This is a genomic window from Amycolatopsis sp. A133 (assembly GCF_031082405.1).
In the GTDB taxonomy this organism is placed as follows: domain Bacteria; phylum Actinomycetota; class Actinomycetes; order Mycobacteriales; family Pseudonocardiaceae; genus Amycolatopsis.
The window spans coordinates 259,129-280,422 of the sequence record NZ_JAVHJU010000025.1 but is presented as its reverse complement, the minus strand read 5'-3'; the positions used below and the strand labels follow the sequence as shown (position 1 = coordinate 280,422).

At 71.3% G+C, this 21,294-nt stretch carries 20 protein-coding genes and 1 pseudogene; 12 read left to right on the top strand and 9 right to left on the bottom strand.

Annotation, left to right across the window (positions count from 1 at the left end):
• Positions 1–13: 13 nt before the first annotated feature.
• Positions 14–1,447, top strand: a complete 1,434-nt coding sequence (locus Q5425_RS20115; RefSeq protein WP_308673782.1) for a hypothetical protein — start codon at positions 14–16, stop codon at positions 1,445–1,447.
• On the opposite strand, the gene Q5425_RS20110 is transcribed toward Q5425_RS20115, so the two are convergent.
• Positions 1,444–2,055 carry a DUF2537 domain-containing protein gene (locus tag Q5425_RS20110; protein WP_308673781.1) on the bottom strand — a complete coding sequence of 204 codons (612 nt, stop codon included), beginning with the start codon at positions 2,053–2,055 and terminating at the stop codon, positions 1,444–1,446. The two genes, Q5425_RS20115 and Q5425_RS20110, sit on opposite strands and share 4 nt — an antisense overlap.
• A gap of 31 nt (positions 2,056–2,086) precedes the next feature.
• A complete protein-coding gene (locus Q5425_RS20105) occupies positions 2,087–2,893 on the bottom strand; it encodes an RNA methyltransferase (protein WP_308673780.1) in 807 nt (268 codons plus the stop codon).
• A 209-nt stretch (positions 2,894–3,102) separates the two neighbouring features.
• On the opposite strand from Q5425_RS20105, the gene Q5425_RS20100 reads away from it, so the two are divergent.
• The 5 genes and pseudogenes from Q5425_RS20100 to Q5425_RS20080 all read left to right on the top strand — a co-directional run bounded on the left by Q5425_RS20100 (position 3,103) and on the right by Q5425_RS20080 (position 7,864).
• Positions 3,103–4,602, top strand: a complete 1,500-nt coding sequence (locus Q5425_RS20100) for a glutamate-cysteine ligase family protein (RefSeq protein ID WP_308673779.1) — start codon at positions 3,103–3,105, stop codon at positions 4,600–4,602.
• Between the two features lie 82 nt (positions 4,603–4,684).
• Positions 4,685–5,281, top strand: coding sequence for a TetR/AcrR family transcriptional regulator (locus Q5425_RS20095; protein ID WP_308673778.1), 597 nt, complete (start codon positions 4,685–4,687; stop codon positions 5,279–5,281).
• Between the two features lie 73 nt (positions 5,282–5,354).
• Positions 5,355–6,014, top strand: coding sequence for a biliverdin-producing heme oxygenase (locus Q5425_RS20090; protein WP_308673777.1), 660 nt, complete (start codon positions 5,355–5,357; stop codon positions 6,012–6,014).
• Positions 6,015–6,270: 256 nt separating this feature from the next.
• Positions 6,271–6,894 (top strand): superoxide dismutase, encoded by a 624-nt coding sequence (locus Q5425_RS20085; protein WP_308673776.1) that lies wholly within the window; start codon positions 6,271–6,273, stop codon positions 6,892–6,894.
• A 105-nt stretch (positions 6,895–6,999) separates the two neighbouring features.
• Positions 7,000–7,864 (top strand): annotated as a pseudogene (locus Q5425_RS20080) (arylamine N-acetyltransferase).
• Between the two features lie 181 nt (positions 7,865–8,045).
• Here the strand turns inward: Q5425_RS20080 and Q5425_RS20075 are convergent.
• Positions 8,046–9,302, bottom strand: a complete 1,257-nt coding sequence (locus tag Q5425_RS20075) for an MFS transporter (protein WP_308673964.1) — start codon at positions 9,300–9,302, stop codon at positions 8,046–8,048.
• A 113-nt stretch (positions 9,303–9,415) separates the two neighbouring features.
• Positions 9,416–9,847 (bottom strand): MarR family winged helix-turn-helix transcriptional regulator, encoded by a 432-nt coding sequence (locus Q5425_RS20070; protein ID WP_013230207.1) that lies wholly within the window; start codon positions 9,845–9,847, stop codon positions 9,416–9,418.
• A 108-nt stretch (positions 9,848–9,955) separates the two neighbouring features.
• Between Q5425_RS20070 and Q5425_RS20065 the strand changes: the two genes are divergently transcribed.
• A complete protein-coding gene (locus Q5425_RS20065; protein ID WP_308673775.1) occupies positions 9,956–10,531 on the top strand; it encodes a hypothetical protein in 576 nt (191 codons plus the stop codon).
• Here Q5425_RS20065 and Q5425_RS20060 read toward each other — a convergent pair whose 3' ends face one another.
• Entirely contained in the window at positions 10,532–12,001 is a 1,470-nt protein-coding gene (locus tag Q5425_RS20060; RefSeq protein WP_308673963.1) for an NCS2 family permease, read from the bottom strand. It abuts the gene before it with no gap.
• Positions 12,002–12,083: 82 nt separating this feature from the next.
• On the opposite strand from Q5425_RS20060, the gene Q5425_RS20055 reads away from it, so the two are divergent.
• Positions 12,084–12,311, top strand: a complete 228-nt coding sequence (locus Q5425_RS20055; RefSeq protein ID WP_308673962.1) for a DUF2530 domain-containing protein — start codon at positions 12,084–12,086, stop codon at positions 12,309–12,311.
• A 3-nt stretch (positions 12,312–12,314) separates the two neighbouring features.
• Here Q5425_RS20055 and Q5425_RS20050 read toward each other — a convergent pair whose 3' ends face one another.
• Together Q5425_RS20050 and Q5425_RS20045 are read right to left on the bottom strand one after the other, a co-directional pair.
• Complete coding sequence (locus Q5425_RS20050; protein WP_308673774.1) at positions 12,315–15,122, bottom strand: sacsin N-terminal ATP-binding-like domain-containing protein; 2,808 nt, start codon at positions 15,120–15,122, stop codon at positions 12,315–12,317.
• The gene (locus Q5425_RS20045) at positions 15,119–16,630 is read right to left on the bottom strand and encodes a DUF3027 domain-containing protein (RefSeq protein ID WP_308673773.1); all 1,512 of its coding nucleotides are present in this window, start codon (positions 16,628–16,630) and stop codon (positions 15,119–15,121) included. The genes Q5425_RS20050 and Q5425_RS20045 overlap by 4 nt, the downstream gene beginning before the upstream one ends.
• A 51-nt stretch (positions 16,631–16,681) precedes the next feature.
• Here Q5425_RS20045 and Q5425_RS20040 point away from each other — a divergent pair, with 51 nt between their 5' ends.
• From Q5425_RS20040 to Q5425_RS20030, 3 genes are read left to right on the top strand one after another with little or no spacing between them, the layout of a single operon-like run.
• On the top strand, positions 16,682–17,446 hold the full coding sequence (locus tag Q5425_RS20040) for a glutaminyl-peptide cyclotransferase (protein ID WP_308673772.1): 765 nt from the start codon (positions 16,682–16,684) through the stop codon (positions 17,444–17,446).
• Positions 17,447–17,496: 50 nt separating this feature from the next.
• Positions 17,497–19,404, top strand: coding sequence for an MFS transporter (locus Q5425_RS20035; protein WP_308673771.1), 1,908 nt, complete (start codon positions 17,497–17,499; stop codon positions 19,402–19,404).
• 11 nt (positions 19,405–19,415) lie between these two features.
• Positions 19,416–19,892, top strand: coding sequence for a DUF2771 family protein (locus tag Q5425_RS20030; RefSeq protein WP_308673770.1), 477 nt, complete (start codon positions 19,416–19,418; stop codon positions 19,890–19,892).
• Positions 19,893–19,900: 8 nt separating this feature from the next.
• On the opposite strand, the gene Q5425_RS20025 is transcribed toward Q5425_RS20030, so the two are convergent.
• Positions 19,901–20,287 (bottom strand): cold-shock protein, encoded by a 387-nt coding sequence (locus tag Q5425_RS20025; RefSeq protein WP_308673961.1) that lies wholly within the window; start codon positions 20,285–20,287, stop codon positions 19,901–19,903.
• 131 nt (positions 20,288–20,418) lie between these two features.
• On the opposite strand from Q5425_RS20025, the gene Q5425_RS20020 reads away from it, so the two are divergent.
• The gene (locus tag Q5425_RS20020) at positions 20,419–20,655 is read left to right on the top strand and encodes a hypothetical protein (protein WP_308673769.1); all 237 of its coding nucleotides are present in this window, start codon (positions 20,419–20,421) and stop codon (positions 20,653–20,655) included.
• On the opposite strand, the gene Q5425_RS20015 is transcribed toward Q5425_RS20020, so the two are convergent.
• On the bottom strand, positions 20,652–21,269 hold the full coding sequence (locus Q5425_RS20015; protein ID WP_308673768.1) for an HAD family hydrolase: 618 nt from the start codon (positions 21,267–21,269) through the stop codon (positions 20,652–20,654). The genes Q5425_RS20020 and Q5425_RS20015 overlap by 4 nt on opposite strands.
• Positions 21,270–21,294 lie beyond the last annotated feature (25 nt).

The window sequence follows — 21,294 nt, the reverse complement described above, 5'->3', positions numbered from 1 at the left end:
GGAGGGGTTGATCATGCAGAGTGATCAGCAGGCTTGGCTCGTCCGCTTCGCCGAGCTGAGGTACCGCGCGTTCGCCGGGACGCCGGTGGTGGAGGTGGCGCCCGCGCGGTGGGGCCTCGATCCCACGACGATCCGGCAGGCCGCGCACTCCCGCCGGTACCGCGAAACCGTACCCGGCCAACCGGATTTCCTGCGGTTCGAGTTCACTCCCGGCTTCTTCCCGCCGCAGTTCGACCGCGGCCCGGGCACGGACGCCGACCGACGGCGGCTCGCGAAGCTGCTCGACGGGCAAGAGCAGTTCTGGGCGAGCTCGCGAAGGCTGCGGCTCGGGCGCGACGACATCGGCAAGGGCGCGGCGACGGCCGGGATGACCGTGGTGGCCGAAACCGCCGACCCGACCGACCGGCTCCTGCTGCTGCGCCGCACCGGGCTGCCCGACGAGGAACTGCGGCCGCGCACGGCCGGGAGCCGGCTCAGCCTGAGTGCCGTCCAGGGCCTGGTTTGTGTCCTCGGTCTTGCTGCGGTCATGGCAGGCAGCTGGTTCGCGGCGACGGCCGAGCAGAAGTGGCCGGTCGTGTTGCTCCCGGTCGCCGTCTTCGTTCCGGTTGCGGTGCTGTTGCTGGTCCGCGCGATCGCCGGCCGGTCGCCGCGCATGCCGTGGCTGGACGGGCCGTTCGACGGCAGCCCTCAGGTGATCGTGTCGCCGCCGCCGTCGGTGTCCACCGAACTGCTCGGCGAAGTCGCTTCGCGCTACGGCTACTTCTGCGCCGGCCCGTACCACTCAGGCAGCAACAGCCGGGACCTGCTGTTCCGGAAGACCCGTCCCGGCCTGGTTTTCGGCACCCCGGCACCACGGGTCCGGCCGGCTTTCGAGGTCCCGCCCGGGTCGCCGGACCGCGAGCAGTGGCTGCGCAACCACCTCGACGGCCGTGACGAGCTGTGGGTGAGCGTCCGGCACGCGAAGCTGACGCCGGCCCGCATCGCCGAGATCGCGAACGGCGAAGGCCTGCACCCCGTGGCGGAATTCACCGACACCACCGACCGGGTCCTGCTGCTGCGCAGCGGCCCGCCGGTCCCCGCGCGGAAGTTCAGGATGTCGTTGACCGGCTTCATCGCCCCGGCGGTGTGGGTCGTGCTGTGCTTCGGCGGCAGCGTCGTCACAGCGGCGATCTCCGGTGATCAGCGCATCGCCGCGATCGGCTTCGGCCTCACCGCGCTGGGCGTACCGCCGCTGCTGTGGGTGCTCCGGGCCTTCCCTCGCTCGACGCGCGTCGGCTGGCTGGCGCAGGAGTTCAACGGCAACGCCAGCGTGACGTTCTTCTCCGGTCAGTTCGGCGTCTCGCCCGAGCTGATCCGGCAGATCGCCGCGTTCCACGGCTACTTCTTCCGCCGCCAGGCGGCGACCAACGCGCAAGGCGCGCTCGTCACCTACGCCAGGCTGCGCTAGAAGGCGATCACCAGCACGCCGATCCACGCGATCACGACCCCGCCCGCCGCGCCGTACGCGGCCCAGCGCAGGATCGGGGTGCGGCGGATCAGCCACAGCGACGGCGTGATCCCGGCCGTCACGATGACCGACGCCACCAGCGCCAGCCAGCCGCTGGTTTCCCGGGCCAGCGTCGAGGCCAGCGCGAGCATGGCGACGACGACCACGGCCGCGATGAACCCCGAGACGGTCAGCCCGGTCAGCCACGGCGTCGGTTCGCCGGGCGGGCCGGGCGGCCCGAGCACCGCCCGGACGAACCGGTGGCCGGGTTCGGTGGACGGCGGAGGCGGCTCGACGACCGTGTCGGCGCCGGTCACCGGATCCACGAACCGCACGGTCGTGCCCATCACCGAGGCCAGCCTGCCGGCCAGCTGACGGCCGCGCTGGGAGACCACCGCGCCCGCCTCCTCGCCGGAATCGGCGGTGACCGCGGACGCCACGCGCGCCCACTCGTGCAAGGCCTGGGCCAGGTCGGCACCGATCGCGAGCTTGTGCGGGTCCACCTCGCGCGCGTGCTCCCCGCCGGGGCCGGCCAGCACGGCGCGCTCGCCGCGGATCCGCAGCTCCATGGTGTCCCTTCTCGCTTCGGAGACCAAAACCTTAGCCGCCCCGGGCCAGTTCGTAGAAGGCCACGGCGGCGGCTGTGGCGATGTTCAGTGAGTCGACTCCCGCCGGCATGGGTATCCGGACGGCGTGATCAGCCGCCGCGAGCGCCGTTTCGGTCAGCCCGGGACCTTCGGCACCGAAGAGCAACGCCACCCGCCCGGGCGCGCGTGCACGCAGTGCGTGCAGCGGGATCGACCCCGGCCGCGGCGTGAACGCCGCGATGGCGAAGCCGCGCGCCCGCAGGTCGTCGAGCCCGCCCGGCCAGTCCGTCAGGTGCCCGAACGGCACGCGCAGGACGTGGCCCATCGACACGCGCACGCTGCGCCGGTACAGCGGATCGGAACAGCCGGGGCCGAGCAGCACACCGCCGACGCCGAGCGCGGCCGCGTTGCGGAAGAGCGCGCCGAGGTTTTCGTGGTCCCCCACGCCTTCCAGGACCGCGACCGGCCCGTCGCCGTCCACGACTTCGGCGACGGTCAGCGGCGCCGGCCGGTCGGCGACGGCGAGAACGCCGCGGTTGAGGTGGAACCCGACCACCTCGGCCATCGTTTCCGCGGAGGCGGCGTACTGGGGCACGTCGCGCCCGGCCAGGTCTTCGGCCAGCTCGGCGAACCGCCGCGGCACACCCAGCAGCGCCCGGACCGGGTAGCGGGAGGCCAGCAGCCGGGACACCACGACGGTGCCTTCGGCGATGACCAGGCCCCGGCCACCGGGCCGGTCCGGCCGACGGTCCGCTGTGGACAGGTCCCGGAAATCGTCGACCCTCGGGTCGCCGGGATGGTCGATGTGGATCACGCCCATCCGCTCAGTCTGTCACCCGCTTGCCGCTCGCTTCACTGGTCCGAACGTTCGCCTCCCGGTGGTACGAACGGGGCCATTTTGCTTTCGGTTAACTGCCCGTGACGGAGAGCACCAGTTTGGCCGCTAGCCCGGTCGCATCGCCTGTGTAACGGTTGTCCGCCGGGCCTGAAACACGTCCTAGTCCACGCCGACACGAAGCAGGGATGGTCATGGGGATGGACCTCGCGGCTCAGCCGTTCAACACGCTGGACCGAGGACGGTACCGCCGCAAGGTGCAGCGTTGCCTCGACACGCTGGCCCGCATGCTCACCGACGGCAGCTTTTCGTTCCCCCGCAAGAACATCGGGCTCGAGGTCGAGCTGAACCTCGTCGACCGCGAGCTGCGCCCGTCGATGACGAACACCGCGGTGCTGGAGGCGCTCGACGACCCGTCCTTCACCACCGAGCTGGGCCAGCACAACATCGAGCTGAACGTCCCGCCGCGGCCGCTGGCGGGCGATTCCGCCCTCCAGCTCGAGGACGACCTCCGCGCGTACCTCGACACCGCGGCGACGAAGGCCCGCGACACCGGGTCGTCGCTGGCGATGATCGGCATCCTGCCGACGTTGAAGCACGAGCACTTCGACCAGAAGTGGCTCACCAACAAGGCCCGCTACGCGACGCTGAACGACCAGATCTTCGCCGCGCGCGGCGAACGCACGGTGCTCGCCATGGAAGGCGTGCCGCTGCCGGGCCAGCAGCCCGAGCGCCTGCGCAGCTACGCGGAGTCGATCCTGCCGGAGGCCGCCTGCACCAGCGTGCAGCTGCACCTGCAGGTCGCGCCCGAGGAGTTCGCCGCGCACTGGAACGCGGCGCAGTGCCTGGCCGGGCTGCAGATCGCCCTCGCGTCGAATTCGCCGTTCCTGCTCGGCAAGGCGCTCTGGCACGAGACGCGCATCCCGCTGTTCCTGCAGGCGACCGACACGCGGCCGGAGGAGCTGAAGAACCAGGGCGTGCGGCCGCGGGTGTGGTTCGGCGAGCGCTGGATCACGTCGATCTTCGACCTGTTCGAGGAGAACGTCCGCTACTTCCCCGGCCTGCTCCCGGAAACCGACGCCGAGGACCCGATCGAGGCCCTCGACGCGGGCCAGGCGCCGAAGCTCACCGAGCTGCGCATGCACAACGGCACCATCTGGCGCTGGAACCGCCCGGTGTACGACGTCGTCGACGGCCTGCCGCACCTGCGCATCGAGAACCGGGTGCTGCCGGCCGGGCCGACGGTGGTCGACACGGTGGCGAACGCGGCCTTCTTCTACGGCGCCCAACGTGCGCTGGCCGAGTCGGACCGCCCGGTGTGGACCCAGATGTCGTTCCAGGCCGCCGAGGAAAACTTCTACGCGGGCGCGCGCCGGGGCTTCGACGGGCAGCTGTACTGGCCGGGCATCGGCTGGATCCCGCCGGACGAGCTGGCGCTGCGAGTGCTGCTGCCGCTCGCCCACGAGGGCCTGCGCCGCTCCGAAGTCTCCGACGAAGCCCGCGAGCGCTACCTCGGGATCATCGAGCGCCGGTGCCTTGCGCGGCGGACCGGCGCGACGTGGCAGCGCGACTACGTCTTGCGGGCCCAGGAGCGCGGCCTCGACCGCGAGGCGGCGCTCAGCCTGATGCTCGGGCGCTACCTGGAGCTGTCGGAGTCGGGCGAGCCGGTCCACACCTGGTCGATCTCCGACTGACGCACTTTCACGTGAAAGTGCGGCTTTGCGGCGCAAAGCGGCACTTTCGTCATGAAAGTGCCGTTCCCGCTAGCCTGGGTGGATGCCGAAGATTCTCGGTGAGTCGCTGGAGGCGCACCGGCGTGAGGTGCGGGCGCGGGTCTTCGAAGTCCTGCGCGCGCAGCTCTACGAGCGCGGCTTCGACGCGATCACGCTCGCCGGGGTCGCGTCGGCGGCCGGGGTGGGCCGGACCGCGCTGTACAACCACTTCCCCGACAAGGAGAGCCTGCTCGTCGCCTTCGTCGAGGACGAAGCGGCCCGGTACGTCACGCGGCTGACCGACGCCGTCGAAGCCCAGGCCGACCCGGTCGACCAGCTGGCCACGTTCGTCCGGCTGCAGCTGCGCGTGCTGGCCGAGTTCCACATGCCACCGGGCACGGCGCTAGCGTCGGCGCTGGCGCCCGCGGCGTACCGGCGGATCAGCGCGCACGCGGACCCGATCACCGACCGCCTGCGCGCGATCCTCGCCGGCGGCGTCGACCTGGGGCGCTGGCCCGCCGAGGACCCGGACGTCCTGATCCCCATGATCACCGCGGCCCTGGGCAACCGCACCCTGGTCGACGGACCCGCCGGGCAGCTCGAAGACGTCGTCGAGGCGGCGGTGCGGTTTGTCCTGCGCGCGGTCGGCGCGGCCGTTTAGGGTGGCCTAAGTCCGATTCATGCCCTACGATCTTTCTGACAGCCTGTCAGATCGATCGCCGGGAGGCCTGCCCATGACGGTGACCACGGACGCCCGCCCGTTCTCGGCGACCTTGCGCGCCTCGACCCTCGAGGTCCACGACCGGGCGAACTACTCGACGTACATGCGCGCCCTGCTCGGCGGGGAGCTGACCCGGGACGGCTACACCCAGCTGGCGAGCCAGTACTACTTCGTCTACGGCGCGATCGAGGCGGCGAGCGACGCGATGGCCGGCGACCCGGTCGGCGGCGAGTTCGTCTTCGACGAGCTGCGGCGGCTGCCCCTCCTCGAGCGCGATCTCGCCCACCTGGCCGGCCCGGACTGGCGTTCGACGATCTCGCCGCTCGCCTCCACGCAGGCGTACGTCTCGCGGGTCCGCGAAGCGTCGACGTGGGCCGGCGGGTACGTCGCCCACCACTACACGCGCTACCTCGGCGACATCGCCGGCGGTCAGATCATCCGGCGGATGCTCGAGAAGAACTACGACGTCGCCGAAGCGGGCGCGCTGTTCTACCACTTCGACGGCATCGGCAGCGCGCCCCGCTTCCGCGACCGGTACCGCGCGAAGCTGGACAACGCGCCGTGGGACGAGGCCGAGCGCGCCCGCGTGATCGACGAGACACTGGTGGCGTTCGAGTGCAACGTCGCCGTCTTCGACGAGCTGGCCCTGCGCCTCGACGAGTTCCGCGCCTGAATGATCGTCGTCACAGGTCGTTGACCTCCAGTTAAGTCCAAGTTGCAGGCTCGGTTTCAGGTGACGTGCCCCCGGGGTACGCCATTGACGAGCCACCGTCCCAAGCTGTAACAACCGGGGCTCCGCCCCGGGCCGGGGGCTCCGCCACCCGGACCCCCCACGAGGTGGGACGGCCACTCGCCCCCGCTCGCCGCGAAGGGGCCTGTGCTACTAGGTTCGATACCGGAAACTTGTGTCGAAGACAGAAGGAGGGCCAATGGCCCGCTACGAGCTCCCCGATCTCGACTACGACTACGCCGCCCTCGCGCCCCACATCTCCGGCGAGATCAACGAGCTGCACCACAGCAAGCACCACGCGACCTACGTCAAGGGCGCGAACGACACGCTCGACAAGCTCGCCGAAGCCCGTGAGGCCGGCAACTTCGGCGACATCGTCGGCCTGCAGACCACGCTGGCCTTCCACCTGGCCGGCCACGCGAACCACGTCGTGTGGTGGAAGATCCTGTCGCCGGAAGGCGGCGACAAGCCGACCGGCGAGCTCGCCGCGGCGATCGACGAGGCGTTCGGCTCCTTCGACAAGTTCAAGGCGCAGTTCACCGCCGTCGCGACGACCATCCAGGGCAACGGCTGGGGCGCGCTGTCCTGGGACCCGATCGGCAAGACGCTGATCACCCAGCAGCTGCGCGACCACCACAACAACCTGGTGCTGCCGACCACGCCGATCCTGCTGGTCGACGTCTGGGAGCACGCGTTCTACCTCGACTACAAGAACGTCAAGCCGAAGTACGTCGAGGCCCTGTGGAACATCTTCAACTGGGCCGAGATCAGCAAGCGCTTCGACAACGCCGTCGCCGGCGGCAACGGCCTGCTGCTCAGCTGAGCTTTTTGCACCGACGGGGCCCTTCCTTCACAGGGAGGGCCCCGTTTCGTCGCCGGGTGAAAATGCCTTGACCTCGAGTGCGGTCGAGGTGTTTGAGTGGACGGCATGGACCTCGACGCGTACCTGGACCGCCTCGGCGTCGTCCGGCCGGCGGCGCCCGACCTCGCGACGCTGCGCCACCTGCAGGCACACCACCTGGCCGCGGTCCCCTTCGAGAACCTGAGCAGCCACCTCGGGGAGCCGGTCGTCCTGGACGAGGAAGCGCTGTTCGGCAAGATCGTGCACCGCCGGCGGGGCGGGTTCTGCTACGAGCTGAACGGCCTGTTCGCCGCGTTGCTGCGCGAGCTGGGGTACAACGCCGAGCTCCACGCGGCCCAGGTGTTCCGCGCCGACGGCACGCTCGGCCCGCCGCTGGACCACGCGGCGATCGTCGTGTCCCTGGACGAGGACTGGCTGGTGGACGTCGGTTTCGGCCGCTTCGCGCGGCACCCGTTGCGCCTGTCCGGCGTGGACGCCCAGCCCGACCCCGAGGGCGAGTACCTCGTGCTGGACGCGCCCCACGACGACTTCGACGTCCTGCGGGACGGCAAACCGCAGTACCGCCTGGAGCGCCGCCCGCGGCCGCTGGCCGATTTCATCCCGATGGCGTGGTGGCAGACGACGTCGCCGGAGTCCCACTTCACGCGGTCGCTGACGTGCTCCCGCCCGACGTCCCAGGGCCGGGTGACGCTGTCGGCCGACCGGCTGATCGAGACGGTCGACGGCGTCCGCCACGAGCTGCGGCTGGCGAGCCCGGAGGCGATCCGGGCGGCGTACCGCGTGTACTTCGGGATGACGCTGCCACGGCTGCCGGCACCGCCGGGTGAGAGCCCCTTGACGGCCGGCGCGAAGCAGCCCGACACTGCGCTGACGTGAACGGAGCCCCGGCCTGGGGTTCCCAGGGCCGGGGCTCCGTCCGTTCCCGAACTGACTGCCGCTCCCACCACGAAGCGGACATGTATGAGGTTAGCCTAACCTCATCTCTTCGGGCAAGAGGTGCGCCGCGGAGACCCGGATCTCACCCTTCCGGGTGACACTCAGGCCGTGGACCACCGGTTTTTGTCGGTGCCCGCCGATACGGTCACGCCGTGAACACGAACCAGTACTGCCGGTCAGACCTTGGCCCGCTTCAGCACCCGCAGCCCCAGCCCCCGCTTCACCGGCCAGGAGATCCCGCCCCGGCGGATCAGCACCACGGCGCACACGACCGCGGCCACGGCCGACACCGCACCACCGATGTAGAACGGAGACCGCCCCCCGAACGCGTCGGCCATCCACCCCACCATCGGGCCACCGATCGGGTTGCCGCCGATCAGGACCAGCACGTACAGGCCCATCACGCGGCCGCGCATCTCGGGGCTGACCGACGTCTGCACCAGCGCGTTCGCCGTGTTGAGGAACGTCATCGTGGCGAAGCCGAGCGGGATCAGGCCGAGGCCGAACGTCAGGTACGTCGGCATGAACGCCGTGATCAGCTCGAACACACCGAGGAAGAACGCCGACACCAGCATCAGCCGCACCCGTGGCCGCCCCTTCGTGCCGCGGCGGGCGGACATCACCGCGCCGGTGAAGGTACCGACCGCGACCAGCGTCGACAGCAGGCCGTAGCCGTCGGCGGCGGTGTGGAAGACGTTGGCCGCGACGATCGGGAGCGAGCTGAAGTACGTGATGCCGAACGTGCTGACGAACAGCACGAGCACCATCACCGTCATCAGGTCGGAGCGCCGCCGGACGTACCGCAGGCCCTCGGCCAGCTGTCCCTTCTCGCGCGGCACGGCCGCGACGCGGAACAGCTTGTCCGGGTTCATCAGGATCAGCCCGGTGATCACCGCGACCGTGCTGAGCGCGTTCGCGATGAACAGCCAGCCGGTGCCGATCCAGGTGATCGCGAACCCGGCGATCGCCGGGCCGACGATCCGCGCCATGTTGAAGATCGAGGAGTTCAGCGCGACGGCGTTGGTCACCTGGTCGCGGCCCACCATCTCGGCGACGAACGACTGCCGCGTCGGCACTTCCAGCGCCGCCGTCACGCCGAGGGTGAAGCAGAGGACGTAGACGTGCCACAGCGCGGCGATCCCGCTCAGGTCGAGCACGCCGAGGATGACCGCCTGCGAACACGCGGCGGCCTGGATCCAGGTGAGCAGCCGCCGCTTGTCGACGCGGTCGGCGAGGACGCCGGCCCACAGCGAAAGGAACAGCGTCGGCGTGAACTGCAGGGCCACCGCGATGCCGAGGGCGATCGGGTTGTTGCCGCTGAGGGTGAACACCAGCCAGTCCTGGGCGATGCGCTGCATCCAGGTGCCGATGTTCGAGATGACCTGGCCGGTGAAGAACAGCCGGTAGTTGCGGACCCGCAGCGAGGCGAACATGCTGCTGCGCTTGGCTTCGGACGGTGGTGATGCGGACGGCGGCGGGGCCGTCTCCCGGGTAGCAGTGGTCTCCATCGAACGCTTGGTTTTGCTACCCGTGGCCGTCACCGTGGTTAGTTCCCCGCCATCCTGTCTATGATTTCGGCGGCTTTGGAGAGCACTTCGCGCTCTTCGTCGCCGAGTTCCGCCAATTGCCGGTCCAGCCACGCCTCCCGCACGGAGATGGCCTTCTTCACGTAGGCCAGCCCGCTCTCGGACAGCTCGACGATGGCTTGCCTGCCATCGGTCGGGTGCGGACGCCGCTCGACGAACCCCAGTTCCTCGAGCGCGGCGATCACCCTCGTCATCGAAGGTGGCTGGACGCCTTCCTTCGCGGCGAGCTGCCCGGGGGTCAGCGCACCGCACTTGTGCAGGGTGGACAGCGCGGCGACCTGCGTCAGCGTGAGGTCGTCCCCGACGCGCTGTGCCCGCAGCCGGCGGTTGAGCCGGACCACCGCGAGACGCAGACGGCTCGCCAAGGAGCGTTCGTGCGTGTCGCCGGACATATAGTTAGCATACCTTACGATACTTCGGCCGCGCGGGTGATCTCCGTCAATCCGCAACCTGGAACAGGTCCGCGCGTCCTCAACCAGGAACAGAACCTGGGGAGTCGGATGCACAAGAAGCTGGTGGGCTCGGCCGTGGTCGGCGCGGCGGTCCTGGCGGTCGTGGTGGCCCAGTTCGCGGGCGGCACCGACGCCGCGCCGGCGGCCGCACCTTCCTCGGCGGTGCCCGCGCCGACAACCACGACCCTGCCCACGCAAGGCCTGCTGGAGACCTACGACTTCCCGGCCCAGCCCGGCAGCGAGACCGGCGGCTTCACCGTCGAGATCCCGGTGCCGGTCACCTGGGCCGCGACCCACGACAAGGACCGCGCGAGTTACCGGCACGGCGACCTCCTGCTGGAGACCGACCGGGTACCGATCACGCAGGAGGACCCGGTGAGCGGCCTCCGCGCCCTGGCCCGCGGCCAGGGCGGCACGGTCGTCGAGCACGCGCCGGTGACGGAGTACGACGCCGCGGAATGGGACTACACCTATCAGCGCGACGGTGCCGCCCGGCGGGTCACCGTGATCGGCCTCGGTGTCGAAGACACCTTGGTCACCATCCGGTTCGAGGGGCCGCCCGCCGAGTTCGAGCAGAACCGGGGTGTTCTCGACGCGGCGTTGCGGGTCACCGGCGCCGGCTGATCACCGGAACGCGGCCTGCAGCGGCCCGACCGCGAAGTAGGCGACGAAGGCCAGCGCGATCGCCCACATCAGCGGGTGCACCTGGCGGGCCTTGCCGGTAGCCGCGCGGATCACGACGTAGCTGACGAACCCGGCGCCGATGCCGTTCGCGATCGAGTACGTGAACGGCATGACGACGATGGTCAGGAACGCCGGCAGCGCGATCGAGTAATCGGTGAAGTCGATGTCGCGGACCTGCGACATCAGCATCGCGCCGACCACGACCAGTGCCGGCGCGGCCGCCTCGACCGGCACGACCTGGTACAGCGGGGTCAGGAACATCGCGGCGAGGAACAGCACCCCGGTGACGACGTTCGCCAGGCCCGTCCGCGCGCCCTCCGCGATGCCCGACGCCGATTCGACGAACACCGTGTTCGAGCTGGCCGAGCCGAAGCCGCCGGCCGCGCCCGCGAGGCCCTCGACGAACAGCGCCTTGCCGACGTTGGGCAGCTGGCCGTCCTCGGGCAGCAAGTCGGCCTCCTTCGCGAGGCCGGTCATGGTGCCCATCGCGTCGAAGAAGTCGGCGAGCACCAGCGTGAACACCAGCAGGCAGACGGTGATGATCGGTAGCCGCGTCCAGGCGCCGAAGGAGACGTCACCGACCAGGGAGAGGTTCGGCAGGCCGAGCACCTGGTCGGGCAGCGCCGGGTAACCGAGGTTCCAGCCCTTCGGGTTGGTGCCCTGCGACGGCCCGGCCTTGACGATCGCTTCTACGACGATGGCCAGCACGGTCGAGGTCAGCACGCCGATCAGGATGGCGCCCTTGACCTTCCGGACGACCAGGATGCCGGTGACGAGCAGGCCGACGACGAAGACCGCGGTCGGCCACGAGGCGATCGAGCCGTTGATGCCCAGGCCCACCGGGACGGTGGTGTGCGCGGCGTCCGGCAGCCGGCGCACGAACCCGGCGTCGACCAGCCCGATCAGGCAGATGAACACGCCGATGCCGACGGCGATCGCGGACTTCAGCGCGGCCGGCACGGCCCGGAACACCGCGGTGCGGAAGCCGGTGAGCACGAGCGCCACGATGATCACGCCCTCGATGACCACCAGGCCCATCGCCTCGGGCCAGGTCAGCTGCGGGGCGATGGTGACCGCGACCAGGCTGTTGATACCCAGGCCGGTCGCGATGGCGAACGGGTAGTTCGCGATCAGGCCCATGAGGATGGTCAGGACACCGGCGACGAGCGCGGTCACCGCGGCGACCTGCGGCACCGGGAGGATGCCACCGAGGACGTCCTTGTGCGCGCCCGCGTCGTCGGCCGAGAAGCTGCCGATGATCAGCGGGTTCAGCACCACGATGTAGGCCATCGTGACGAAGGTGACCAGGCCGCCGCGCAGCTCGCGCGACACGGTCGACCCCCGCTCGGTGATCCGGAAGAACCGGTCCAGTGTGGACGTCCCGGTGCGGGTCGTCTCCTGCTCCGCCATTCGCCTGCCCATTCTGTCGCTGCTGCGGAGTAGCCTGCACCTCGTGAGTGAACCGATCAATCCACCGGAGGTTACGGGCTCGTTGCGGCACACGCCGGAGCTGCCCAAGAGGCTGACCGACCTGACGCCGGTGGTGATCGTAGGCACCTCGATCTGGGCTGTCGCGCTGGTGGTGCTCTTCTTCACGACTTCGGGGCTGTGGGTGCAGACGGCGCTGTCCGGTTTTGCGCTCGGCTTCGTCGGCCTGGCGATCATCGGCTGGCAGCGCGCCGCCGCCCGCCGCGGGTCGAAGTCGGCCCAGCGGCTCTGACGCTCAGGCGAGGAGCGTCCGCGGTGACGGGTCGTCGAGCAGCGCCGTGATCAGGTGCCGGTCGGGCCAGCGCCCGGCCGCCCAGGCGAACGCGCGCGCCAGGCCTTCCGACGTGTCGGCCGCGTGCAGCCGGCCATCGGACCACCACTGGACGTCGTGCTCGGCGCCCTTGATGCGCACGGTGAGCGGGTCGTGCACCAGGACGCCACCCTCGGGCAGCCGGAGGCCGAGCTGGTCCGCGACGAGCTTCAGCGCGGGGAGCTCGGCCCAGGGGGCGTACTCGCCTTCGCTGGTCACCTCGGCCGGCTCTTCGCCGGCCAGCGGTTCGTCGAGCAGGAACGAGAGCCGGTCGGGGTTCGCGGGCGCGACCACGTACTGGTCCGGCTCCAGCGCCCCGGCGACCCACGGGACGTCGAGGATGAGCGCACCTCCGACGACCGAGCCGTCCGCCGCGCGCAGGCCACCCGGCTCCCACACCTCGAACCCGGACTCGACGACCGCGTCGTAGGCGCGGGCGGCCAGGCCCGGCGAGATCTGCCGGTGCCCGTCGGAGAGCCGGTGCAGGACGTTCTGCGCCTCGTCCAAAGTGGACAGCGTGAGATCCGCGCGCACGCCGGCGACCTTGAGCAGGTCTTCGCTCAGGCCGACGTCGGGGACCTCGTCGAAGAGCCCGGCCAGGTCGGCGTCCGGCAGGCGCCACTCGTTCGGCGCGGCCCCGCCGAGCACGGCGTACTGCGCGATCCACCAGGCGGCGTGCCCCCGGGGCGCGCGCAGGGCGTGCCAGGTTTCAGGGCGCGCGGCGAGCAGGCGCAGGGCCGCCGGCCAAGCGTCGTCGGCGACGAGGTCGAGGTCCCGGATCGCAACGAGCGTCGACGGCGGCTCCGGCAGCGAGTCCCACCAGGTTTCCTCGTCGGGCAGGTCGTGATCGGGCTCGTGCGGCTCGTCGTCGACGACCAGCGCGAACGAGTCGAGCACCCCGGCGGCCTCGAGCGTGCTTTGGGGCCAGTCCCCGGCGAAGTCTTCGTCGAGGACGTCCAGTGCGCCGTCTTCCTCGAAGACCTCTTCGTCGAAGATGTCCAGCAACGGCGAAGCGGGCAGGACGAGTTCGTCGGCCCGGCGCCAGGTGTCGGTGCCGGGCAGGGCGAGCGCGCCGGCCCAGCTCGGAGCGTCGTCCCCGCAGTCGGCGATCAGCCGCAGCACCGCACCGGCGAGCGTCGTACCGTCCAACCCGGACCGGACGTCCTCGACACTGCGCTCGACGGCGTCACGCAGCTGATCGGCGTTGAGCAGCTCGCGGGCGTCGGCGTGCTTGGCGCCCAAGCGTTCCAGGAGCGGGTGCGACGCGGCGGGGTGCACCAGCCGCAGTCCCGGGATGTCCACATCGGACAGCAGGTCGAGCAGTTCGGCCGAGCCTTCCACCAGCAGGCAGCCACGCGCACCGGGCAGCGTCCGGCCGTCCGACAGGGGAACCGGCAGCCCGTCCAGCCGTTCCCCGGCGAGCGCGTGCGACTCGACGGCGATCGCCAGGGCCGCGTAGACCTCCCGCCACCAGCCCGGGTCGCGGGTGACGCCGGTGAGCGTCTCCAGCACCTCTTCGATGCCGATCACCTGCACCGAAACGGCTTTCAGCGCCTGCGCGGGCCCTTCGATCAGGCCGGGCACAAGATCGACGAGGAGAGCGGACAGGCCGGGCACGTCGACGTCGAGCACCCGCGCCTGACGGCCGGAGACCTCACCACCGTCCTGGGTGGACAGCCACGGCTCTCCACTGAGGACGTCCAGCACTTCGTCGCGCAACTTGGCGTCCACAGTGGACTTCGGAAACCCCGGCACGGGAACGAGCGCGAACCGGTGCCCGGCCGGCAGGAGCCGGACCAGCCCGACGTACTCTTTCGCGGCGGCTTCGAGTGCTTTCGCCAGTTCGGGCCCGGGAAGCGCGCGCCGGCGCGACGGTTCGACCGGCACGGAGGCGAGCAGCCGGGCAGGCAGCGACAGTCCGTCGTCGGTGGGCGTCGGGGCGTGCAGAACGTCCGTTTCGAGCGGCCGTGGCGTCCCGTCGGCACGGACGGGGACGGCCCACACGACGTCACCGCGGTGGATCAGCCAGCGCGTTTCCGTTTCCTGCCCCCGGATGCCGACGATGTCCCCCTCGGCTTCCCGAGTCCAAACGCGACCGTCCACGTCGACTTCCCCCAGCCAGGGCAGGGCCAGGAGCAGATCGGCGACGTCGCGGGCAAAGCCATCGAGAAGGGCAGGCCCGTCGACGCCGTCCCGCAGCGGCAGCCGCACTTCGGTGTCGAAGCCGGGCGGCACATCGGCGGGGACGGGCCACGGAAGCCGCAGGACGGGAACATCCCCCTCGATCCCCGCGGCGGCTTTGGTGCGTTCGGCGGAGAAGGCGACACCGCCGGTGGTGGAGACCACACGAGGTTCATCGGAGACGGTCCGCACCGCGGCGAACCCGACCCCGAACCGCCCGACGGTCCCACCGGTCTTGCCGGAGGCCCGCAGCGAGGCGAGCGAGGCAACCCCGCGCGCGTCGAGCGGAGCGCCGGTGTTGGCGAACCGCAGTTCCCGGTCCACAAGGGACACCCGGACCCGCCCGGGCTTCCCGGCGGCCATGGCGGCATCGGCGGCGTTCTGCGCGAGCTCGACGAAGAGCCGATCCCGGTATGCGCCGATCCGCAGATCCCGTTCGACGTTGGTGTCTTCGGTGAGCCGGGTGGGCGAGTCCTGCCAGGCACGCAGGGTTGCTTCGCGGAGCCGCGCGGTCCCGAAGGGATCCCCGGGCTCAGGAGTGCCGCCGATCACCGTTCGGGAGCGTTGTCGACCTGGGCCTGCGCTTCGTCGGCTTCGGGAGTTTCCGGCTCCGGCTCAGCGGTCACGACGTTGTCGGTGAGGACGGCCTCGGGAACTTCGGCTTCCGGGGTCTCGGCAGCCGCCTCGGCTTCCGGCGCTTCGGCCTGGACTGGCGCTGCCTCGGCCGGCTCCGGCGTGGCGACGGCATCGGTCACCTCGGCCTGGGTCGGCTCCGCATCCGCGGGCTCCGGCACCACTGCCTCGGCCGGCACCGGCTCGGCAACCAAGTCGGCCACCTCCGCGGGGAGCGGATCCACCTCCGCCGCATCCGACTCCGCAGCGGCCGGGATTTCGGCGGCCTCGGATTCGGTGGTTGCTTCGAGCGGCTCCGGGCTCGCCTGCAGCGCGATCGCGTCGGTCACCTCGGCCTGCGTCGGCTCGGCTTCCGCGGGCTCCGGCACCTCCGCCACCACCGGCTCGGCGACCACCGAGGCCTCAACTTCACCCGGCTCAGCGACCTCGCCGACCTCTGCCGAGGCGTCCTCCGCCACCGGCCCATCCGCGACCTCAACCGGCTCGGTCACCTCCGAGGTCACTTCTTCCGGCACCTCCGCCGCTTCGACCGGCTCGGCACCCGCCTCAGTCACCGCAGACTCGTCCGCCGCCGGCTCGGTCGCGACCTCCGGCTCCACCTCCGCCGGCGACAGGTCGGACTCCGCGATCCCCGTCTCCGGCTCGGCCGCCGCCGTCTCCACCACCTCGGGGGCCGGCGCGTAGTCCAGCAGCGAGTCGTCGTACACCAGCTCGGCCACCGGGACCGAGGAGGTCACCTCGACCTCGACCTCCGAGTGCGCTCCGCAGCCGTACTCCACGTCCACCACGTGGCCGTCCGCCGGGGCTATGTCGTTGCTGCACACCCCGAACACCCCGCGCAGCGAACCCGCCAGCGGCACGAAGAACCCGCACGTCCCGCACACGTCCGGGGCGCTGCGGGCCATGTCCGAACGGGGGCCGAACTCGCCCGCGTGCCAGCGGGACGCCGCCTCGGTGCGGCCGAACCGGGACAGCACGTGCACCCGGCCCAGGCCCGCCTCGCGGGAGACCTCCTCCACCGCCGGGTCGTCCGACTGGAGGTACGCCGGGGCCAGGCGGGGGTCGTTCTCGTCCGTCGGGAAGATGTCGCCCACCCCGAGGTCGCCCGCGCGCACCCGGCGCTCCCAGGGCACCCACGCCGGGGCCACCAGCGCGTCCGGACCCGGGACCAGCACGACCTCGCTGACCGTCACCGGCTCGTCGTCGCCCGCCAAGGCCACCGTCACCGACCAGCGCCAGCCTCCGTAGCCCGGGACCTGGGCCTCGAACAGGTGACTCGCCGTGACCGCGTCTTCGCGGGTGACCCCCACGTGCGCGCCGAGCTGCTCCTCGGGTGCGTCCTTCAGCACCGCAGCTCGCGCGAACTCCACCGCATCGGCGAGTTTGCGCTGCACGGAACCGTCGTCCAGGGTCAGCAGCAGAGTCATGCGGCCAATTGTGCCGCACGCATCCGCGGCGCCCGTGCCAGGCTGTTCAACGTGCGTACGCCGATCGTCACCGCCCTGCTGCTGGCCGCCGCCCTCGGCGGCTGCGCCGGCGCCCCCGAACAGCCACCCGGCCCGGAACGGCTCACCGTTCAGGTGGTCTCGACGCTGCCGCACGATCCCGCCGCGTTCACCGAAGGCTTCGAGTTCGCCGGGGACACGCTGTACGAGAGCACCGGGCTCGCCGGGCGGTCGACGCTCACCGCGGGCCCGGCGGGCGGCCCGCCCCGGACCACGGCCACGCTGCCGTCGCCGCTGTTCGGTGAGGGTGTCACCGTCCTCGGGCCGACGCTGTGGCAGCTCACCTGGCAGGACGGGTTCGCCATCGAACGCGACGCGGCCACCCTCGCCGAGCTGCGGCGCGTGCCGTTCGAAGGCGAAGGCTGGGGCCTGTGCCACCAGGCGGACCGGCTGGTGATGAGCAACGGCTCCGCGCGCCTGACCTTCCGGGACCCGAAGACCTTCGCCGTCACCGGCGGCGTCGACGTCGGGCGCGACCAGCTCAACGAACTCGAGTGCGTCGGCGGCGACGTCTACGCAAACGTTTGGCACACCGACACCGTGCTGCGGATCGACGCCGCCTCCGGGCGCATCACCGGAACGATCGACGCAGGTCAGCTCCGTGTGAAAGCGAACGCGACGGGCGCCGAAGACGTGCTCAACGGTATCGCCGCCGTCCCGGGAACCGGCGAATTCCTCCTCACCGGGAAGCAGTGGCCGGTCACGTTCCGGGTGAGGTTCGTCGGAGCTCCGGCGTGAAAGCACGGATGAGCAGGCGGAACCGGCCCCCGGTAAGGCAGGATTGACACGTGGCACTCTTCCGCTCCCGCTCCGGCTCCGACGGCACCCGGTCGGGGCAGCCGCGCGGCCGGAAGTCCAAGCGGCGCTGGGCGCCGGAACCGGGAGCCGCGCAGGCCAGGTCCTGGCGGGACGCCGCCGCGCCGCGCGCCGAGCACGGAAGCCCGCCGCCACCCACCCGCGTGGAACGTCCCGTCCCGCCACCCACCCGTGTCCAGCGGCCGGCACCGCCGCGCCCGGGGTTCCACGACGGCCGCGTGCCGAACGCCGACGAAGCCCCCACCGCCGCCGCGCCGACGGGCCACCGGCCGCCCCCGCCGCGCGGGCCGCGGCCGTACGACCCGCACCGCACCGAGCCGGTGCGCCGCGAGCCACCGCCCGGCGGCTTCTACCAGGGCGAACGCTATCCCGGCAGCGGCGAGTACGAGCACTACGACACCGGCGGCTACGCGGGCGAACCGCGGCCCCCGGAGCCGGAACCGGCACCGCGGGAGGAACCGCGGACGCCGGGCGGCACGCCGAAGCTGCCGAAGAAGATCACCGTCACACGGGTCGCCGCGATGCGCAGCCGGCAGCTGACCGGCCAGGCCGTCGACGCCTTCCAGCGCGCGACGAAGGCCGACGGCGCCGAAAAGTCCGGTCTCACCTCGCTGACCTACGCCGTGATGCTGAACTACGCCAGCGACGCGGCGATGGCGATCGCGCTGGCCAACACCCTGTTCTTCGCCGCGACCAGCGGCGAGAGCAAGGGCAAGGTGGCGCTCTACCTGCTCATCACGATCGCGCCGTTCGCGCTGGTCGCCCCGGTGATCGGCCCCGCGCTCGACAAGGTGCAGCGCGGCAGGCGGCTGGCGATGTGCGCGTCTTCGATCGGCCAGGGGCTGATGGCCGTCGTGATGGCGCTGCACTTCGACGACTGGCTGCTCTACCCGGCCGCGCTCGGGATGATGGTGCTGTCGAAGTCGTTCACCGTGCTCAAGGCCGCGGTGACACCGCGGGTGCTGCCGTCGGAGATCACGCTTTCCAAGACGAACGCCCGGCTCACCACGTTCGGCCTGGTCGCCGCGGGCGTGTTCGGCGCGGTGGCCAGCGGCATCAACGCTGTCTCCGGCTCGGCGGGCGCGCTGTGGTTCACGGCGCTGATCTGCGTCGCCGCGGCGGTGCAGTCGATGCGGATCCCGGCGTGGGTGGAGGCGACCGAAGGCGAGGTGCCGACCTCCCTTTCGGCTCATCCGAAGGAAAAGAAGCGCCGTCAGCCGATGGGGCGCCACATCGTCGTCGCGCTGTGGGGCAACGGCTCGGTGCGCGTGCTCACCGGCTTCCTCATGATGTTCGCCGCCTTCGCGGTCAAGGCGCAGACCGAGGGCAGCGGGCAGACCCCGTTCATGCAGCTGCTGCTGCTCGGCGTGATCGGCGCCGCGGCGGGGGCCGGCGGGTTCCTCGGCAACGCGCTGGGCTCGCGCCTGCACTTCGGGAGCCCCGACCAGGTGATCGTCGGGTGCGTGGCGGGCTGCGTGCTGGCCGCGCTGGTCGCGACGATCCTCCCCGGGCTGGCCACGGCCGCGATCGTCGGCCTGGTCGGCGCGACGGCCAGCGCGCTGGCCAAGATCAGCCTCGACGCCGTCATCCAGGAGGACTTGCCCGAGGAGTCTCGCGCGTCGGCGTTCGGCCGCTCGGAAACCGTGCTGCAGCTGGCCTGGTGCATGGGCGGTGCGGTCGGCCTGCTGCTGCCGCCGACGTACTGGATCGGCTTCCTGGTGGTCAGCATTCTGCTGGCGGTCGGCCTCACGCAGACGTACCTGGTGCGCCGCGGCAGCTCGCTCGTGCCGGGGCTCGGCGGCGACCGGCCGCTGCGCCCCGAGCCGACCGGCAGCTTCCCGGCCCAGGGCCTGCCCGGGGACCCGACGGCCCGCCGGTAGGGTCTGAGCCCATGCGACGTTCCCGGGTGGTGGCCCTGCTTGCGGCCGGTGGGTTCGCGGTGGCCGGCTGCTCGGCGCCCGGCCCGGCCGAGGTCACCTTCTACGCCGACGGCCACACGATCAACACCGCGCCGGTGCTCACGTGCGACTACTCCCAGAAGCTGGCGCAGCCGTGCAGCGCGAAGGGCTCGACGCAGACGCTGAAGGTCCGCCCCGGCAAGCCGGTGCAGATCTCGGTGCCCGGCGAGGTCGCGGACGCGCCGTGGCAGATCGTCTACGAGTACGTGACCCCGCAGGGCGAGTACAAGCAGAGCGACCCGATCCCGTTCACGTCGCTGGACCGCTACGCCTACACCGTGCTGCCGCCGACGTCCGCCGACCGCATCTCGGCGGTCGACGTGCAGAAGTACACCGCCGTGCTGAACTCCAGCACCGGTGAGTCGGGCCTGCTGCCCAGCGACGTGTGGGGCCTGCGGCTCGAGGCTTGAGGATCGCTTTAGGGGTCGATGTCCCGGGCGACCGCACGCATGATCTCGGCGATCTGCTTGGTGTTCTTGCGGTCCGGGTAGCGGTTGCGCCGCAGGTCCGGCTGCACCTTCAGCTCGAGCAGCTTGATCATGTCCTCGATCAGGCCGTGCAGCTCCTCGGCCGGGCGACGGCGCGCCTCGACGACGGACGGCGGTGGGTCGAGCAACCGGACGGAGAGCGCCTGGGGCCCACGACGACCGTCGGCGACGCCGAACTCCAGCCGCTGCCCGGCCTTGAGCCCCTCGACGCCCTGCGGCAGCGCGGCCTTGCGAATGTAGACGTCGGCGCCACCGTCCTGCGTGACGAAGCCGAACCCCTTCTCCGCGTCGTACCACTTGACCTTGCCGGTCGGCACTTCCCTCACCAGTCCTTCTGCTGTCCGCTCACGACGAACGCGCCCGGGGCGTACCCAGGGCGCGCTGGGTAAAGGGTATCTCGCCACAGGCCCTGGGGAGAAGTCGATACCGGCGGATACCCTCTTGCGTCATGAAGAGCACGACGAAGGAGGCCGGCGTGGCCGCTCCCGGCAAACCGTTCCTGATGCGCGTCGGCATCGGCTTGTTCGCCCTCGGCATGATCGCCGTGCTGGCGGTCTTCATCATGTTCGCCGCCGGCCTCGAGAACCTGCCGGTCTGGCTGTCCCTCGCCGCCGGGGTCATCACGCCGCTGGGCCTGTTGCTGGGCTTGATCGCGCTGGTCATGGAAGCGCGCGCCAAGAATTAAGGGACCGCCGCGAACGTCCGCTCGAACCACTCCGGGAACTCCGTCAGCGACTCGAACACCACCTCCGCTCCTTCACTCAGCAGGAGCGTGCGGTCGCACGGCCCGGTGGTGACGCCGACCGGGATCGCGCCGGCCGCGAGTGCACCGCGGATATCACCGGCGTGATCTCCGACATACACCCGTGCGTCGTGCGCCAGAAGCGCCTCGGCCTTCTGCGTCGACCACAGCTCGCCGACGACTTCGTCGACGTCGAGACCCAGCGCGTCGACGTGCAGTTGTGCGTTGGGCCCGTACTTCCCGGTGACGACCAGCGTGCGCCCGCCCGCGGCCCGCACCGCGCGGAGCGACTCGACCGCACCCGGCAGCGCGACCGCGCTCGGCACGACCACCTCGGGGTACATCGCGCGGAACCGGTCGACCAGGCCGGGGATGCGTTCCTCGGGCGCTTCGAAGCCGCGCAGGATGTCGTCGAGCGGCGGCCCGAGGTTCGCCGCGAACGCCTCGCCGTCCAGCGGCAGGCCGGATTCGACGCCGAGCGCGTTCATCGCCGCGGCCATGCCCGGCCGCGCGTCGATCAGTGTCATGTCCAGGTCGAAACCCACGGTGATGCCCACCCCAGCACCGTAGCCGCCACCACCG